We start from the raw sequence: 16546 nt of genomic DNA, 5'->3' as shown, positions 1-16546 counted from the left end.
AGAAATGGGCAGGCCGTATTTTGAACGGTGGCTCAGGTACCTTCGTTCCAGTGCAGCTTCTTGCGCAAGGTATCGAAGTAACTCCAGCCCACCGGATGCAGCAGCCGCAGCGCGTGCTCGGAGCGGCGCACCACGATGCGGTCGCCGTGCAGCAGGCTGGTCAGCGACTGCATGTCGAAATTGGCGCTGGCGTCGCGGCCCGAGACGATCTCTACCGCGATCTCGCTGTGTGAGGGAATCACCACCGGCCGGTTGGACAGCGTGTGCGGCGCGATCGGCACCATCACCCAGCCGCCGATGCCCGGGTGCAGCAGCGGCCCGCCGGCCGAGAGGGCATAGGCCGTGGAACCCGTGGGCGAGGCGATGATCAGGCCGTCGGCGCGCTGGTTGGCCACGAAATGGCCGTCCACCTCCACCCGCAACTCGATCATGCTGGCCACGCCGCCGCGGTTGACGACCACGTCGTTGAGGGCCGTGGCCTCGAACACGCAGCGGCCGTCGCGCCAGACCGTGGCGGCCATCAGGGCACGGGCATCCTCGGCGAACTCGCCGCGCAGCATGGGTCGCAGCGTGTCGGCGTAGCTGTCGAACGGAATATCGGTGATGAAGCCCAGGCGGCCCTGGTTGATGCCCACCAGGGGCACGCCGTAGCGCGCCAGCTGGCGACCTATGCCCAGCATCGTGCCGTCGCCGCCGACCACCAGCGCGAGGTCGCAAGCCTGGCCGATCGCGGGCACGTCCAGCGCCGGGTACTGCTGCAGACCGGTGTTGGCCGCGGTTTCCTGTTCCAGCGACACATCGCATCCCTCGCCGTGCAGAAACTGGGCGATCTCGTCGACCGCGCTGCGTGCGCCCGGTGCGTGGTACTTGCCCACGATGGCGACATGCGCAAAACGCAGCGGCCGGCTCCAGCGGGAAGGTGCGGACCGGGTGTCAGGGGGCAGGCTCATGCGGAAATTACAACACAGCTTCCTCGCGGCGAATTGCCACAAAACCCTTGCAACGAATGGCCTGCGAGGGACCGTACCTCCGTAGAATGAAGCCATGTTGGATGACCGCGCCAAGCTGCTGCTCAAAGCCCTCGTCGAGCGTTACATCGCCGACGGACAGCCCGTGGGATCGCGCACGCTGGCCAAGGCGGCCGGCATGGAGCTCTCGCCGGCAACCATCCGCAACGTCATGAGCGACCTCGAGGAGCTCGGACTGATCGCCAGTCCGCACACCTCGGCCGGGCGCATTCCCACTGCGCGCGGCTACCGCCTGTTCGTTGACACCATGCTGACCGTGCGGCGCGAGAGCCTGCCCACAATGAGCGACATGGCCACGCCCGGCATCGAGGCGGGGCAGCCGCACCGCGTCATCAGCAATGCCGCGCAGATGCTGTCCAACCTGTCCCAGTTCGTGGGCGTGGTCATGGCGCCGCGCCGGGCGTCGGTGTTCCGCCACATCGAGTTCCTCAGCCTGTCCGAACGGCGCGTGCTGGTGATCATCGTTTCTCCGGATGGCGATGTGCAGAACCGCATCATCCACACCCAGATCAACTTCACCCAGCCGCAGCTGCTGGAAGCGGCCAACTTCCTGAACGCGCACTACTCGGGACTGACCATGGAAGCGGTGCGCGAACGCCTCAGAACTGAGGTGGACGCGTTGCGCGGTGAAATCGCCGACCTCATGAAGGCCGCGGTGAACATCGGTGCGGAGGAGGGCGAGGCGCGCGACGAGGTGGTGGTGTCAGGGGAGCGCAACCTGCTGTCGGTGAGCGAGTTCTCGAGCGACATGGGCAACCTGCGCCGCATGTTTGATCTGTTCGAGCAGAAGACGCAACTGATCCGCCTGCTTGACGTGTCGACGCAGGCAGACGGGGTGCGCATCTACATAGGCGGCGAGAGCCAGGTCGTGCCCTACGAGGACCTCTCGGTGGTGACGGCGCCCTATGAAGTTGACGGGCATGTGGTCGGGACGCTGGGCGTGATCGGTCCGCAACGCATGTCCTACGAACGCATGATCCAGATCGTGGACGTCACCGCCAAACTGGTGGGCAATGCGTTGAGCCACCACAAGTAGAGCGGTGGGCCATCACTCGGCCATCGACCTCTACAATCCTTCGGGTCGGGCCGTTAGCTCAGTTGGTTAGAGCAGAGGACTCATAATCCTTTGGTCGTTGGTTCAAGTCCAACACGGCCTACCAAAAAAATCCTGCTACAATGCGAGGCTTCGCGGCTGTAGCTCAGTTGGATAGAGTACTTGGCTACGAACCAAGGGGTCGTGGGTTCGAATCCTGCCAGCCGCACCATATGAAAACCCGCAGCCACAAGCTGCGGGTTTTTTCTTTTCTGTCGAGGGTCTGCCCCATGAGCAAGGCATTCACCCGCGAGAGCGACGCGGGCGATGAAGACGACGACGACGGCGTCGCGGCTGCGGCACCCGCACCGGGTGGCAAGAACTACATCACCCGCGCAGGCTACGAGCGCCTGCGCGCCGAGCTGTTCTCGCTCATGGATGAAGAACGACCGAAGATCGTCGAGATCGTGCACTGGGCGGCCAGCAACGGCGACCGTTCGGAAAATGGCGATTACCTCTATGGCAAGAAGCGCCTGCGCGAAATTGACCGGCGCATCCGTTTTTTGACGCGGCGACTCGAAATTGCCGAAGTGGTGGACTCTTCACTGCACTTCGGTGGCGATCAGGTGTTCTTCGGCGCCACCGTGACCTACGCCGATGGGCTTGGACAGGAGACTACGGTGACCATCCGCGGTGTGGACGAGGCTGACAGCGCTCAGGGGCAGATCAGCTGGATCTCGCCCGTGGCGCGTGCGCTGCTCAAGGCCCGGGTAGGTGATGTGGTGCACCTGGTGGTTCCCGGCGGTACGCAGGAACTGGAAGTGCTGGAAGTGCGGTATCCAGCGCCCGCCAGCGGCGTTGACCGCTGAGGGGACCTTCAGGGCTTGCAACGCTGTGCCTTGATCACCGAGGTTGTGCGTTTGAGACTGCGCAGCACGTCGGCCAGGTGCTGCCTGTCTCGCACGGCCACCTGAAAGCGGATGTCGGTCGCGGTCTGGGCGGGCTCGTCGCCCATGTCGACGTGTGTGATGTCCGCCTCGACCGCAGCGATGCTAGACGCCACGCGGGCAAGCACCCCTTTGCCGTTGGCGACGGTGACCACCACCGTGGTGTCGAACGAGCGCACGGGTTCGTCGGCCCACTCGACCTCCAGAAAACGCTCGCCGTCGCGATGCAGCAGGCGTTTTCCGACCGGGCAATCGTCGGCGTGCACAACCAGACCTTCGCCACGCCCCAGATAGCCGACGATGCGGTCGCCCGGAATCGGCTTGCAACACGGGGCGTACTGCACCGACACGCCCTCGCTGCCGTCCAGCGTGACCACGCCCTGTGACACCGCCTCGTCGCGTCCACTGGCGTAGCGCTCGGTGCTGATCAACAAGGCATCCGGTTTGAGGCCAGTTTCGGCCAGCAGCACCGCGAGCTTCTTGCCCACCATGCTGGCAATGCGTTTGCCCATGCCGATGTCGGACAACAGCTCGTCACGGGTCTTGTTGCCTGTAAACCGCAGCAATTTCTCCCATGGTGCCTGGTACGCGCCTTCTTCGGCCGGCAGGGTGGAAATCCCTTCGGAGCGCAGCGCCTGGCTGAGCATGCGTTCGCCCAGCTCGTGCGACTTCTCCTGCGCCACGGTCTTCAGGTGGTGTCGGATCTTGGAGCGCGCACGCCCGGTCTTGACGAAGGACAACCAGGCCGGGTTGGGCTCGGCCTGGTCGGCGGTGACGATCTCGACCACGTCGCCATTGGCCAGCTCGGTGCGCAGCGGCCGCTGCTCGCCGTTGATGCGGGCCGACACCGTGTGATTGCCGACATCGCTGTGGATGGCATACGCGAAGTCCATGACGGTGGCGCCGCGCGGCAGCGCCATGATCTTGCTCTTGGGCGTGAACACGTAGACCGCGTCAGGGAAGAGATCGATCTTGATGTGGTCCCAGAACTCGGCCGCGTCGCGCGTTTCCTGCTGGATGTCGAGCAGGGATTGCAGCCATTGCGTCCCAAGGCGTTGCGACATGTCACTGTTGGGCTCGCTGGCCTTGTATAGCCAGTGTGCCGCGACGCCGGACTCCGCCACCACGTCCATCGAATGGGTGCGCAGCTGGAATTCGATGTTGGTTCCGAAGGGCCCAATCAGCGTGGTGTGCAGCGATTGGTAGCCATTGACTTTGGGGATGGCGACATAGTCGCGGAACTTGCCGGGCAGGGGCTTGTAGAGCTGGTGCAGAACACCCATGCCGGTGTAGCAGTCGGGCAGTTCGGGTACGACGATGCGAAATCCGTAGATGTCGGTCACCTGGGAAAACGACAGATGCTTGCTGTCCATCTTGCGGTAGACCGAGTAGAGCGTCTTCTCGCGGCCCATGATGCGTACCGACATCCCATGTCTGACGAACTCGGCCTCAACCTCGCGCTGCACGCGCGCAATCAGGTCGCGGCGGCGGTGGCGTGACTTGTTCAAGGCCTTGGACAGCACCTCATAGCGCCAGGGGTGCAGAAAGCGGAACGCCAGATCCTGCAACTCGCGGTAGGTGAAGTTCAAGCCCAGGCGGTGAGCGATCGGCGCATAGATCTCGAGCGTTTCGCTGCTGATGCGTTGCCACTTCGAGCGTGGCATGTCGCCCATGGTGCGCATGTTGTGGGTGCGGTCGGCGAGCTTGATCAGGATGACGCGCACATCCTTGGCCATGGCCAGCAGCATCTTGCGGAACGACTCGGCCTGGTTCTGCTCGCGCGTGTCGAACTCCAGTTTCTCCAGCTTGGTCAGTCCGTCCACCAGTTCTGCCACCGGCGCGCCGAAACGCTGCACCAGCTCCTCCTTGGTAACGCCGCAGTCCTCGATGGCGTCGTGCATCAGCGCCGCCATCAAGGCCTGCGCGTCCAGCTTCCATTCGGCACACTGGGCAGCGACCGCGATCGGGTGGGTGATGTAGGGGTCGCCGTTCTTGCGCAGCTGGCCCAGATGCGCCTCGTCCGCGAAGCGGTAGGCCAGGCGGATGCTCTCGATGTCGGCCGGACCGAGGTAGTCCAGCTTGCCCAGCAGCGCGGCAAAGCTGGCCGCAGCGGCACTGGCGGCCGGGTGCGCCTGCTCGGCGGTGGGCTGAAGGGTGCCGTTGTAGGCCTCGGTCATCATTCTGGTACTTTAGCGCGAGACCGCGCATCCCGCTGAAAGCATGCACAAGCCGTGCGCGCGCTGAAGGGTGGAGTTCGAAGGCGCATGGCAAAAAAAAACACCGCCAAGCGGTGTTTTTCTGTGTATGCCTAGAGGCCGAATGGCTTCAGATCGGCACCTTCTTGAGCATCTCCAGGCCGACCTTGCCGTCGGCGATCTCGCGCAAGGCGGTCACGCCAGGCTTGTTCTTGCTCTCGATCTTGGGCGCATGGCCCTGGCTGAGCATGCGGGCGCGATAGGTGGCGGCCAGCACGAGCTGAAAGCGGTTGGGAATCTTTTCCAGACAATCTTCGACGGTGATGCGTGCCATGTGCGTGCCTTCAGGAAATGGGCGATGGATCAAAGAATGTTGAGCGCCTTGAAGGTATCGCCGCGGGCGATACGCTGGGCGGCAAACTTGAGCCGCTGGGCATGGACGATGGCCTTGAGGTCAAACAGGGCGCGCTCGAACAACTCGTTGATTATAACGAAGTCGAACTCCCGGGCATGGGCCATTTCGCTGGCGGCGTTCTGCAGTCGCAGTTCGATCACCTCCGCCGTGTCCTCGGCGCGGCGCTCCAGACGCGAGCGCAACTCCTCCCAGCTGGGGGGCAGGATGAAGATCAGCACGGCATTGGGAAAGATGCGCTTGACCTGGATCGCACCCTGGAAATCGATCTCCAGCACCACGTCCGCGCCCTGGGCCATGCGCTGCTCGATGGCCATCTTGGAGGTGCCATAGCGGTTGCCATGCACCTTGGCCCATTCCAGGAACGCACCCTGGACAACCATTTGGTCGAAGGTTTCATTACTGACAAAGTAATACTCTCGACCATGAAACTCCTGGCCCCGTGGCGCCCGCGTGGTGTGCGACACCGACGGCACCACGCGCGAGTCGAGTTCCATCAGCGCCTTGACCAGGCTGGACTTGCCGGCCCCGCTGGGGGCCGCGACGACGAACAGGTTTCCGGGGTATTCCATGCTTACTCTATGTTCTGCACCTGCTCACGCATCTGTTCGATGAGCACTTTCATGTCCACAGAAATGCGCGTCAGCTCGAGGTTGGAGGACTTCGATCCGAGTGTGTTGGCCTCGCGGTGCAGTTCCTGGATCAGGAAGTCCAGGCGTTTGCCGACGTCGCCGCCCTTCTTCAGCAGGCGCTCGATTTCGGTCAAGTGGGAGTCCAGTCGCGTCAGTTCCTCCGCCACATCGATGCGGATGGCAAAGGCGGTCGCTTCGGTGAGTGCGCGGTCCTGCGCCATGTCCGAGGACACTGTGTTGCCCGGTGTCGCCACAGACGCCCCGGCGCCCAGTGCTTCGTTCCAGCGGTCGATGAAGCGCTGGCGCTGCTGTGCAACCAATTGTGGTACTAGGGGTTGTGCGTCCTGCGCGAGCTGGCGCAACTGGCCCAGGCGGTCCAGCAGCATGGTGGCCAGGCGTTTGCCCTCGCGCTCGCGCGCACTCAACAGGCCGTCCAGGGTGGTTTGCGCGGTAGCTACCAGCGATTCGGTCAGCTCGCCAGGATGCCCTTGCTGGCGCGCCATGAGCTGCAGTACGTCGGCCACCGACAGTGCTGGCGCCGTGGGCAGCCAGGCGCGCACGGTGTCCTGAAGGCCCGCAAGCTTCTGCAGATCGGCCGGACCCGGCTGGCGCGGCACGGTATCGGTGCGGCCTTCGACCCAGGCGCGCACCTCCACCTTGCCGCGCTTGAGGCGCGCGCCCAGCAGTTCGCGCAATGTCGGTTCGGCGGCGCGCAGGTCGTCGGGCAGCTTGAAAACGAGGTCGAGAAAACGGCTGTTGACGGAGCGGATTTCGACCCCCACACCGGCCTGAGGCTCGCGGCTGGACTCGCCGCTGACCGGCGCCGCAGACCCGCCAGAGTGGGCCGTGGCGTAGCCGGTCATGCTGTAAACTGCCATTGAACTTTGCCCCGATGAGGGTGATTGGTCCAAAACAAGGCGTTCCGGAATCCATCCGAATTATGTCAAAGGTCAAACCCGCACCGCTGCCGCCGGACACCGTGATCGGTGGTTACCGCATTGTTCGCAAGCTGGCGGCGGGTGGCTTCGGCGTGGTGTACCTGGCCGTGGACACCGAAGGCCAGCAGGTTGCGGTCAAGGAATACCTGCCCTCGTCACTGGCTTCGCGCGGCCCTGGCGAGTTGCTGCCGCAGGTGCAACCCGAAAAGCTCTCGCTGTACCGCCTGGGCCTCAAGAGTTTCTTTGAAGAGGGCCGCGCGCTGGCGCAGATATCCCACCAGTCGGTGGTGAGCGTGCTCAACTTCTTCCGCGAGAACGAAACCGTCTACATGGTCATGAACTTCCTGGAGGGTGCTTCCCTGCAGGAATTCATCATCACCGCGCGCGAACTCAAGAAGCAGAAGGTGTTCCGCGAGTCCACCATCCGCTCGCTCTACGACGAAGTGCTGCGCGGCCTGCGCATCGTGCACCAGCACAAGATGCTGCACCTGGACATCAAGCCGGCCAACATCTTCGTGACGGACGACAACCGCTCGGTGCTGATCGACTTCGGTGCGGCGCGCGAGGTACTGAGCAAGGAAGGCAACTTCATCCGTCCCATGTATACGCCCGGCTTTGCCGCGCCCGAGATGTACCGGCGCGACTCGTCCATGGGTCCATGGACGGACATCTACGCCATCGGCGCCTGCATCTACGCGAGCATGCAGGGCTATCCGCCCAATGACGCGCCCCAGCGGCTGGAAAAGGACAGGCTTTCGCTCGCGCTCTCGCGCCTGCGCGGCGTCTATTCGGACAACCTCATCGAGGTGGTCGAGTGGTGCATGTCGCTCGACCCGCTGTCGCGCCCGCAGTCGGTGTTTGCGCTGCAGAAGGAGCTGAGCCGGGAGACCGAGCGCAGCTACACCAAACTCACGGTGGCCGAGAAGATGCGGCTGCAGTTCGACAACATCGTTTCGGACAACAAGAAGTCCCTGCGCAAATCCACCAACGCCGCGACCAAGTTTCGATGAAGTTTTCGGTCTACCAGATCAGCCGCCAGGGGGGCCGGGAGCGCAACGAGGACCGCATGGGCTATGCCTATACCCGGGAGTCCGGGCTGTTCGTGCTGGCCGACGGCATGGGCGGGCATCCCGAAGGCGCGATGGCCGCGCAGCTCGCGCTGCAGACCTTCTCGGCTTATTTCCAGAAGGCGGCCAACCCCACGGTGCGCGAGGTGCCGGAGTTCCTCTCCAGCGCGCTCATGGCCGCCCACCACCAGATCATTCGCTATGCCGCCGAGAAAGGCATGCTCGACACGCCGCGCACCACGCTGGTGGCCGCCGTGATGGAGCGCAACCACGTGCACTGGGTGCACTGTGGTGACTCACGCCTGTACGTGGTGCGCCACGGCGAGATGCTGACGCGCACGCGCGACCATTCCTACATGGAACAGCAGCAGCACCTGGGCCGTACCACCGACCACATCAACCGCAACATCCTCTTCACCTGCCTGGGGTCACCCGCCAAGCCGGTGTTCGACCTGTCTGGCCCGGTCCATCTGCTGCAGGGCGACCGCGTGCTGCTGTGCTCCGATGGCCTGTGGGGCACAGTGAGCGACGAGGAGATCACTTCCGAGTTGTCCAAGCGGCCGCTGGAGCAGGCCGTGCCCGAACTGGTCGAAATGGCGCTCAAGCGAGGGGGTCCGCGCTGCGACAACGTCACCGTGCTCGCCATGGAGTGGGAGACCGCGGACGAATTCCAGTCCACGCGCGTCTCCACCGAGGACATCGACGACGGCGTTTTCGCCTCCACCATCCAGTCGGGCATTCCCGACCCTTCCGTTGAAGACATGGACGATGCGGCAATCGAGAAATCGATCGCCGAGATCAATGCCGCGATCCGCCGCACGGCCGAACGCAATTCCTGAACACTCTCCGAGGTTTCCCATGAGCGATTTGTCCCGACCCGGCCAACGGGCCGCCGATGCCCTGCGCGCGGTGCGCATCACCCGCGACTTCACCATCCATGCCGAAGGCTCGGTGCTGATCGAATTCGGACACACCAAGGTACTCTGCACCGCCTCCGTCGAAGAGAAGGTGCCACCGCACAAGCGCGGCAGCGGCGAGGGCTGGGTGACGGCCGAATACGGCATGCTGCCGCGTGCCACCCACACCCGCAGCGACCGCGAGGCCGCCAAGGGAAAGCAGAGCGGCCGCACGCAGGAGATCCAGCGCCTCATCGGCCGCTCCCTGCGCGCCGTGTTCGACCTCAAGGCGCTGGGTGAGCGCACCATTTCCCTCGACTGCGACGTGCTGCAGGCCGATGGCGGCACGCGCACGGCCAGCATCACAGGCGCGTTTGTCGCGGCGCACGACGCCGTCTCGAAACTGCTCGCTGCCGGCAAGCTCGCGACCTCACCGATCAAGGGCCACGTGGCCGCCATCTCGGTCGGCATCCTCGATGGCCGGGCGCTGCTCGACCTCGAATACGTCGAGGACGCTGCCTGCGACACCGACATGAACGTCGTCATGACGGGTGCCGGCCACTTCGTCGAGGTGCAGGGCACGGCCGAGGGTGCGGCCTTCACGCGCCACGAGATGGATGTGCTGCTCGCGCTGGCCGAAAAGGGCATTGGCGAACTGGTGGCCCTGCAGCGGCAGGCGCTGGGACTGGTCTGATCCGGTCATGCAACTCGTCCTCGCTTCGAACAACGCGGGCAAGCTCGCCGAACTGCAGGCCTTGTTCGCACCGCTGGGCGTGGAGCTGGTGTGCCAGGCCGAGCTGGGCATTCCCGAAGCGCCCGAGCCGCACCGCACCTTCGTGGAGAACGCGCTGGCCAAGGCACGCCACGCCGCGCGAGAGAGCGGTCTGCCGGCGCTGGCCGACGATGCCGGGTTGTGCGTGGAGGCCTTCGGTGGCCTGCCGGGCGTGGACACGGCCTACTACGCCACGCAGTTCGGTTACGAAAAGGGCGATGCCAACAATGTGCGTGCTCTGCTGGAGCAGATGGCCGAGATCGCCGATCGCCGTGCCGCGCTGGTCAGCACCCTGGTGGCCTTGCGCAGCGCCGACGACCCCGAGCCGCTGGTGGCCACGGGCCGGGCACCTGGCCTGATCACACGGGAGCCCGTTGGCGACAAGGGCTTCGGTTTCGACCCGGTGATGTACCTGCCCGCGTTCGGCAAGACCTTTGCGCAGTTGCCCACCGAGGTGAAGAACGCGAACAGCCACCGCGGCCGCGCCGCGCGCCAGATGCTGGAACTGATGCGCGAGCGCTGGTTTGCGCCTGCACCCGCGGACGTACCATGAGCGAGAACAAGGGCGTGCCGATGTCCTGGCCTGGCGGCCAGCCGGCGTCGGCGGGTCGGGTGGAGCCCGCATGGAATGACGTGCGCCACTGGATGCGCCCGGGCACGCTGCAACTGCAGAGCCTGCCACCGCTGGCGCTCTACATCCACTTGCCCTGGTGCCTGAAGAAGTGCCCCTACTGCGATTTCAACTCGCACGAATGGACCGCCACCGCCGCACCCGGCGAGGCCTTGCCCGAAGCCGCGTACCTTGAAGCCCTGCGCGCCGATCTTGCTGCCTCGCTGCCGCTGATCTGGGGTCGCACGGTGCACAGCGTGTTCATCGGCGGCGGCACACCGAGCCTGTTCTCACCCGCCGCGATCGACCAGTTGCTGGGCGACGTGCGCGCGATGCTGCGACTGGAAGCCGACGCCGAGGTCACGCTCGAAGCCAACCCCGGGACCTTTGAAAAGGACCGCTTCCACGCCTTCCGCGAGGCTGGCGTGACGCGCCTGTCCATCGGTGTGCAGAGCTTCAACGACACGCACCTGAAAGCGCTTGGGCGTGTGCATGACCGAGATCAAGCCGAGGCTGCGGTGGAAGAGGCCGCGCGGGCCTTCGACACCTTCAACCTCGACCTCATGTACGCCCTGCCCGGGCAGACGCTGGCCGACTGCGAGGCCGACGTGCGCACCGCGCTCTCGTTCGCACCGCCACACATCTCCATCTACCACCTCACGCTCGAGCCCAATACCTGGTTCGCCAAGTACCCGCCCACTCTGCCACCGGAGGACGAGGCCTGGGACATGCTGGACCGCATCACGGAACTGACCGCTGGAGCCGGCCTGCAGCGCTACGAGGTGTCGGCCTATGCACGCAACGGGCACCGGTGCTGGCACAACCTGAACTACTGGCAGTTCGGTGACTATCTGGGCATCGGAGCCGGCGCGCACAGCAAGCTCAGCTTCGCGCACCGCGTGGTGCGGGCGGTGCGCGTGCGTGAACCCCGCCTTTACATGGAGCGTGCGGTCGCGGGCAACGCCGCAGTGAGTGCGGACGAGGTGCCGCGCAAGGAGCTGCCGTTCGAGTTCATGCTCAATGCGTTGCGGCTCAGGGATGGCTTCACGCTGCAGCAATTCATGGAGCGCAGCGGGCTGCCGCTCTCCAGCATTGAGCCGGCACTGACTCGGGCCGCGCAGCAAGGACTGGTTGAGCGCGATGCGGCGCGCGTGTGGCCCACGGCGCGCGGCTTCGATTTCCTGAGCGACCTGCAGGGCCTGTTCCTGCCCGACTGACGGCGGGGCTGTCTGCCCGGGGCGGATCAGGCGGTGGCTTGCAGCGTGAAGCCCACGCGCGTGATGCCAGCGCTGGACTCGGCCATCGGGAAGCCATCGTGCATGCGCGCGATCGCCGCGACGATGGACAGGCCCAGCCCATGGTGCGGTTTCTCCACCTCGCAGCGTGCGGCGTCGGCGCGGAAGAACCGGTCAAACAGGCGCGGCAGGTGCTCGGACTCGATCGATGGCCCGGTGTTTTCCACCCACAGGCGAACGCCGCTGCCGGGCTCGCTCGCGATGCGCACGCGCAGCGCAGAGCCCTGGTCTGCGTAGCGGATGGCGTTGCCCAGCAGGTTGGATAGCGCGCGCTTGACCAGCGGTTCGTCCACCGACAACTGCGCATCGCCTTCGATGGCCACGCTCAGGCCGCGCTCTTCCATCGGCGCTTCGTGGAACTCCACCACTTGTCGCACCAGCTCGGCCAGACTTGCCGGTGCGCCGCGCCGCGCCTTCACGCCGCGGTCCGCCTGCGCGAGGAACAGCATGTCGTTCACGATGGCCGCCATGCGGTGCAGCTCTTCCAGGTTGGAGTGCAGCGTTTCCTCCAGTTCGGGCACGCTGCGCTCGCGGCTGAGCGCCACCTCGGTGTGCCCGATCAGGTTGGCCAGAGGCGTGCGCAGCTCGTGCGCCACGTCGGCGTTGAAACCCTCGAGCTGCGCGTAAGTGCGCTCCACGCGGTGCATGAGGCCGTTGAACTGGTCGATCAGCGGCTGCAGTTCTTCCACCGGTTCGGCCAGCGACAGTCTCTGCCCCATGCGACGGGCATCGATGGCCTTGGTCTGCCCCGCCAGATCCAGCAGCGGGCGCAGGCTGCAGCGCACGCGCCAGAAGGTGCCCCAGCCGACCAGGGCGGCGCCGGCAAGCACGGCGCCTACCAGCAGCAGCGCCATGCGCCGGGCGGTTTTGGCGTCCTGTGAGCAGTCCAGCACCAGCCGGCCCTGCAGCACCTCGCCGCCCGACAAGGGTACCGTGAAGTCCATGCCGCGAGAACTCGCCTTGGTGACGTCGAAGGTGGTCACCGCATCGCGGTAGAACTCGCTGCCGTCGGCGCGCAACAGCTGCACGAAGGTGCCGGGACGGCGCTCTGCGATCCAGGCCATCTTGGTCCTGACCTCGGCTTCGCCACCGTGGGCGTCGGCTTCGCGCGCCACGTCCACCAGCACGGTCGAATAGCTCCGCAGCTCCTCGTCGTGCTTGGCCGAGAACAGCATGGTGGTGGCGCCGTAGATCACGGCCAGCAGCACGCCCAGGCCGATCACGGTCTGGATCGCCAGCAGCAGCGACAGCCGACGGCCGATCGAGTACGCGCACGGTGTTTCCACCGCACCTTCGGGCACGAGGGTGCTCAGTGCCTCGGCGCTGCTCATGTGCGTTCCTCCAGCACATAGCCCATGCCGCGCACGTTGTGCAGCAGCTTCGGCTTGAACGGGTCGTCCATCTTCGAGCGCAGGCGGCGCACCGCCACTTCCACCACGTTGGTGTCGGAATCGAAGTTCATGTCCCAGACCTGCTCGGCGATGGTGGTCCGAGAGAGGATCTGCCCTTTGCGCCGCGCCAACAGGGCCAGCAGCGAGAACTCCTTGGCGGTGAGGTCCAGGCGCTGGCCGGCGCGCCAGGCCTTGCGGCTGAGCAGATCCATCTCCAGGTCGCTCACGGCCATGCGGGCGTTGGCTGTTTCGGCAATCGCACCTGGCCTGCGGCGCAGCAGCGCTGCCACGCGGGCCAGCAGCTCCGAGAAGGCAAAGGGTTTGACGAGGTAGTCGTCCGCACCGGCTTGCAGGCCCTGCACCCTGTCCTCGACGCGGTCGCGCGCCGTGAGCATCAGCACCGGCGTGTTGCGCTTCTCGCGCAAGGCGGCGAGCACGCCGAAGCCATCGATGCCGGGCAACATGATGTCGAGCACCACCAGCTGGTAGTCGCCTTCCAGGGCGAGGTAGCGGCCCTCGATGCCGTCGCGAGCGACGTCCACGGTGTAGCCGGCCTCGGAGAGACCACGCTTGACGTAGTCCGCCAGCTTGGATTCGTCTTCAATGACCAGCACGCGCATGAACAGGGCTTGGTGGAGGGTGGAGGGAACAACGCCTGAGCGGCGCTGTGCGTGGATGCAATTGTCTCGCAAACCCCTTCTTTGCTGCATTACGAATCGGTAATTCTCGCGTCGGTGAAACGACAGACCCGGTTTCTACAGTTCATCCCATGCCGAACAGAACACGGCATGAAGCGATTTCCCTCTTCAACCTGTCTTTTCAAGGAACCATCATGAAACTCTCCACCCGCATCCTCGTCCCCGTCGCCTTTGCCATCACCGCTGCCGGCGCTTTCGCCGAAGGCCCGATCTACGTCGAGCCGGCTTTCCAGTCCACCCTGAGCCGCGCCGAAGTGCAAGCCCAGGCCGTCCAGGCCCGCGATGCCGGCGTGTTCGCCCTGGGCGAAGGCGTGGTGATTGCCGAAAACACCGCCGTGGGCAGCAACACCAGCCGGGCGCAGGTCCGCGCCGAAGCCGCCGAGGCCCTGCGCCTGGGTCTGCACAACGGCGGTGAATTCCTGGTGAGCCCCACTTCGGCTCAGGCTGAGCAGATTCGCTCGGCCGGCCTGCGAGCCGTGCAGGGCAAGAACCTGGCCGGCACCCCGGTCAACAGCCGGGCCAACTGACCCGCTGCGCTCTGTGCGCAACCACGAAAAACGGCCCCTCGGGGCCGTTTTTTTGTGTTGTGCGCTGGCGGAGACGGTGAGATTCGAACTCACGGACCCTTGCGGGTCGGCAGTTTTCAAGTTTTTCGCGGGTTACTTTCACTCAGCTTCTCAGGCCTTTGTTCACTTGCATTTACCTGTGTAAAGGCGACAAGTGCCATACAGATGTATGTGATGTCCCTTGTTCGAACTGTCTTCTTCTTGCTAAGCATTTGCTAGACCGCAAGACTTGATAAAAATAGCATGGGGCGCTTGGCTCACTTCGGCGGCTCGCGCGACGGCGTTCGTGCTTCCTCAGCCATAGAGGTGCATTCCTAGCGAACACCCTCATCGATCTGATCTGCCTGACGTCATCCGGTGTCCACCTACTTCCAGCCAGCGAGCTTGTTTGCGTGTGCCGCGATGGCACCAGCACGCGCCGTCAAGAAGCCGTCGTAGTCGTTGGCCAGAGCCGCACCCAATGCGGCTTCGTCAATGAGATTCGATTGCAGCCAGTCATTGGCATCAGGGTGGTCCTTGAGGAGTGTGGACAAGTAGTCCGCCGGAGCTTGATCGCTGATGGCCTTATTGCTGGCCGAGGACAAGTAGACGATATTTGCCAGAGCTCCAGCCTTAGCAAGAGAAACGCCTTTGGCCTTCAGATACGCCTGCGGGAAGATGTGGTGAAACTCCTTAGCGTTCTGCCATGCCAACGCCTTGTCAACGTCCACTGCAATCCCGGTGAGCATGTCTCGAGGCTTTTGATAAGCAAGAACCAATGCGAGAATTTTTGAGTGAGCGGTATTGAGTCGGAACGCGCGTGATCCCCAAGGGTTGCTGGGCACGTTGGCCCCTTCAGTTTCGATCTCCGGCGTTTTCCCGTCAACAAAAGCGGCAACTGCGGCCAGATCGGATGCCATCATCCCTGAGTTCCATCCACTGAAGTATCCGCTGATGCCCGTGCGCCAGAACCAGCGTTCTATCGCAGCCCACTGTGCAGCACTCGGCGCAAGAAGTCGCCGCAACACCTCAGCGAGCACCACAATCTGATTGGTATAGGGGACCATCGTGGACGAAGGAATCCCGATGTGCGTGGACAGGAAATCAACTGCCCGCTTGTAGCCGTCCGCCGTCGCCATCGCGGCGCTCTTCAGCTCGCCGGGGCTGAGTTTTCGAAGATCGTCAATGCTTTCCGCCGTGAAGGACCCTCCGACGGCAGCAGAGACGTTGCGGAGGATGGCCTTCCTGTCGATGCCGTCGAAGGCTTTGGACACCAGCCCCTCTCTGATCGCGTCAATGGAGTCAACGAGGTCAAACTCCGGGCTCCACGTCGCAGCTCGCATGAGGTCAACGATGGTCAGGCGAGTCCCAGTACTGTTTATCCGCTCGAAAATAGGAGCCACATCGTTCAGGCTCATGTCGCCCAAGGTGACCGTCGCGACTTTGTAGTCCTTGAATCTGTTGAATAGTTCGAGTGCGCTTTGATAACCCTCCGCGTCACCCGTGGCTTGCAACGTCGCAGCTTGAAGAAAGAACGCAGACGGATCGCTGAGTTTGTTGAGCCTGAAAAGATGCGGCGCGGGTTCGTCCAACGTGTCGAGGTGATGGAAGGATCTAGCCCTCACGTCGTACACGATGTTCCACGGGCTGTTGGGGTTAGTGCCCTTCCAATACAATGCCCCGCAAATGGAGGAGAGGCGCTGCTGCCCATCAAGTAAATAGTTGACCGGGTAGTCCGGCTTAGGCTGCGCGATTGTCAAATCCGCGATGCGATTCTCACTTCGAAGCTCTTGGCGACTTTGCCATAACAGGACGCTGCCGATTGGGTAGTTTCTACCCACGGAGTCCAGCAAGTCGAGTACTTGCTGCCGCTCCCAGACAAACTCCCGCTGAAACTTCGGGAGAAATATGTCCCCGGTAAGAATCCGCTTCGCCAAGTCATCGATGCGATCAACCGATGGCTGCGGGTCCTTTATCGGCTTAACGATGGTTTCGGCTGATTTGTCGGTCATTGCACCTCCTGCTGTTCACTGATGTTACAGCGGCACCCGCCAAGCATGCGCGAAGGCATCAAGCGAGAGCTGAAC

16 protein-coding genes and 2 tRNA genes are annotated in these 16546 nt (G+C 64.0%); 10 read left to right on the top strand and 8 right to left on the bottom strand.

Going from position 1 to position 16546, the window contains the following annotated elements; all coding sequences use genetic code 11:
• Window positions 1–32: 32 nt before the first annotated feature.
• Complete coding sequence (locus K5880_RS11930) at window positions 33–950, bottom strand: NAD kinase (protein ID WP_297652162.1); 918 nt, start codon at window positions 948–950, stop codon at window positions 33–35.
• Between the two features lie 94 nt (window positions 951–1044).
• Here K5880_RS11930 and hrcA point away from each other — a divergent pair, with 94 nt between their 5' ends.
• The 4 genes from hrcA (at window position 1045) to greB (ending at window position 2930) form a co-directional block, all read left to right on the top strand.
• On the top strand, window positions 1045–2064 hold the full coding sequence (gene hrcA / locus K5880_RS11925) for a heat-inducible transcriptional repressor HrcA (protein ID WP_297652159.1): 1020 nt from the start codon (window positions 1045–1047) through the stop codon (window positions 2062–2064).
• A 47-nt stretch (window positions 2065–2111) separates the two neighbouring features.
• Window positions 2112–2188 (top strand) — tRNA-Ile (locus tag K5880_RS11920).
• 28 nt (window positions 2189–2216) lie between these two features.
• Window positions 2217–2293: transfer RNA gene (locus tag K5880_RS11915), tRNA-Arg, on the top strand.
• A gap of 58 nt (window positions 2294–2351) precedes the next feature.
• Window positions 2352–2930: a transcription elongation factor GreB gene (greB, locus tag K5880_RS11910; protein ID WP_297652156.1), complete on the top strand. Its 579-nt coding sequence runs from the start codon at window positions 2352–2354 to the stop codon at window positions 2928–2930.
• Window positions 2931–2938: 8 nt separating this feature from the next.
• Here greB and K5880_RS11905 read toward each other — a convergent pair whose 3' ends face one another.
• From K5880_RS11905 to K5880_RS11890, 4 genes are all read right to left on the bottom strand, one after another.
• On the bottom strand, window positions 2939–5188 hold the full coding sequence (locus tag K5880_RS11905; protein ID WP_297652153.1) for a bifunctional (p)ppGpp synthetase/guanosine-3',5'-bis(diphosphate) 3'-pyrophosphohydrolase: 2250 nt from the start codon (window positions 5186–5188) through the stop codon (window positions 2939–2941).
• Window positions 5189–5333: 145 nt separating this feature from the next.
• On the bottom strand, window positions 5334–5537 hold the full coding sequence (rpoZ, locus tag K5880_RS11900) for a DNA-directed RNA polymerase subunit omega (RefSeq protein ID WP_297652149.1): 204 nt from the start codon (window positions 5535–5537) through the stop codon (window positions 5334–5336).
• A gap of 29 nt (window positions 5538–5566) precedes the next feature.
• Complete coding sequence (gmk, locus tag K5880_RS11895; protein WP_297652146.1) at window positions 5567–6187, bottom strand: guanylate kinase; 621 nt, start codon at window positions 6185–6187, stop codon at window positions 5567–5569.
• Between the two features lie 2 nt (window positions 6188–6189).
• Window positions 6190–7125, bottom strand: coding sequence for a YicC/YloC family endoribonuclease (locus K5880_RS11890; RefSeq protein WP_297652143.1), 936 nt, complete (start codon window positions 7123–7125; stop codon window positions 6190–6192).
• A 62-nt stretch (window positions 7126–7187) separates the two neighbouring features.
• On the opposite strand from K5880_RS11890, the gene K5880_RS11885 reads away from it, so the two are divergent.
• The 5 genes from K5880_RS11885 to hemW are packed head-to-tail and all read left to right on the top strand — an operon-like array spanning window position 7188 to window position 11747.
• On the top strand, window positions 7188–8195 hold the full coding sequence (locus tag K5880_RS11885; protein WP_066268004.1) for a serine/threonine-protein kinase: 1008 nt from the start codon (window positions 7188–7190) through the stop codon (window positions 8193–8195).
• Window positions 8192–9091 (top strand): protein phosphatase 2C domain-containing protein, encoded by a 900-nt coding sequence (locus K5880_RS11880; protein ID WP_297652140.1) that lies wholly within the window; start codon window positions 8192–8194, stop codon window positions 9089–9091. Before K5880_RS11885 ends, K5880_RS11880 begins: the two co-directional genes overlap by 4 nt.
• A gap of 19 nt (window positions 9092–9110) precedes the next feature.
• Window positions 9111–9842, top strand: coding sequence for a ribonuclease PH (gene rph / locus K5880_RS11875; protein ID WP_297652137.1), 732 nt, complete (start codon window positions 9111–9113; stop codon window positions 9840–9842).
• Between the two features lie 7 nt (window positions 9843–9849).
• Window positions 9850–10473, top strand: a complete 624-nt coding sequence (gene rdgB / locus K5880_RS11870) for an RdgB/HAM1 family non-canonical purine NTP pyrophosphatase (RefSeq protein ID WP_297652135.1) — start codon at window positions 9850–9852, stop codon at window positions 10471–10473.
• 20 nt (window positions 10474–10493) lie between these two features.
• On the top strand, window positions 10494–11747 hold the full coding sequence (hemW, locus tag K5880_RS11865; protein WP_297652612.1) for a radical SAM family heme chaperone HemW: 1254 nt from the start codon (window positions 10494–10496) through the stop codon (window positions 11745–11747).
• Between the two features lie 26 nt (window positions 11748–11773).
• Here hemW and K5880_RS11860 read toward each other — a convergent pair whose 3' ends face one another.
• Both K5880_RS11860 and K5880_RS11855 read right to left on the bottom strand, forming a co-directional pair.
• The gene (locus K5880_RS11860) at window positions 11774–13156 is read right to left on the bottom strand and encodes a heavy metal sensor histidine kinase (RefSeq protein WP_297652132.1); all 1383 of its coding nucleotides are present in this window, start codon (window positions 13154–13156) and stop codon (window positions 11774–11776) included.
• On the bottom strand, window positions 13153–13836 hold the full coding sequence (locus K5880_RS11855) for a heavy metal response regulator transcription factor (RefSeq protein ID WP_297652130.1): 684 nt from the start codon (window positions 13834–13836) through the stop codon (window positions 13153–13155). The genes K5880_RS11860 and K5880_RS11855 overlap by 4 nt, the downstream gene beginning before the upstream one ends.
• 212 nt (window positions 13837–14048) lie before the next feature.
• Between K5880_RS11855 and K5880_RS11850 the strand changes: the two genes are divergently transcribed.
• On the top strand, window positions 14049–14441 hold the full coding sequence (locus K5880_RS11850) for a DUF4148 domain-containing protein (protein WP_297652127.1): 393 nt from the start codon (window positions 14049–14051) through the stop codon (window positions 14439–14441).
• Between the two features lie 404 nt (window positions 14442–14845).
• Here K5880_RS11850 and K5880_RS11845 read toward each other — a convergent pair whose 3' ends face one another.
• Complete coding sequence (locus K5880_RS11845; RefSeq protein ID WP_297652124.1) at window positions 14846–16471, bottom strand: DUF262 domain-containing protein; 1626 nt, start codon at window positions 16469–16471, stop codon at window positions 14846–14848.
• Between the last annotated feature and the right edge of the window lie 75 nt (window positions 16472–16546).

It is taken from the genome of Hydrogenophaga sp., from assembly GCF_025699295.1.
Classification (GTDB): Bacteria; Pseudomonadota; Gammaproteobacteria; order Burkholderiales; family Burkholderiaceae_C; genus Hydrogenophaga.
This window is presented reverse-complemented; position numbering and strand designations above follow the sequence as displayed.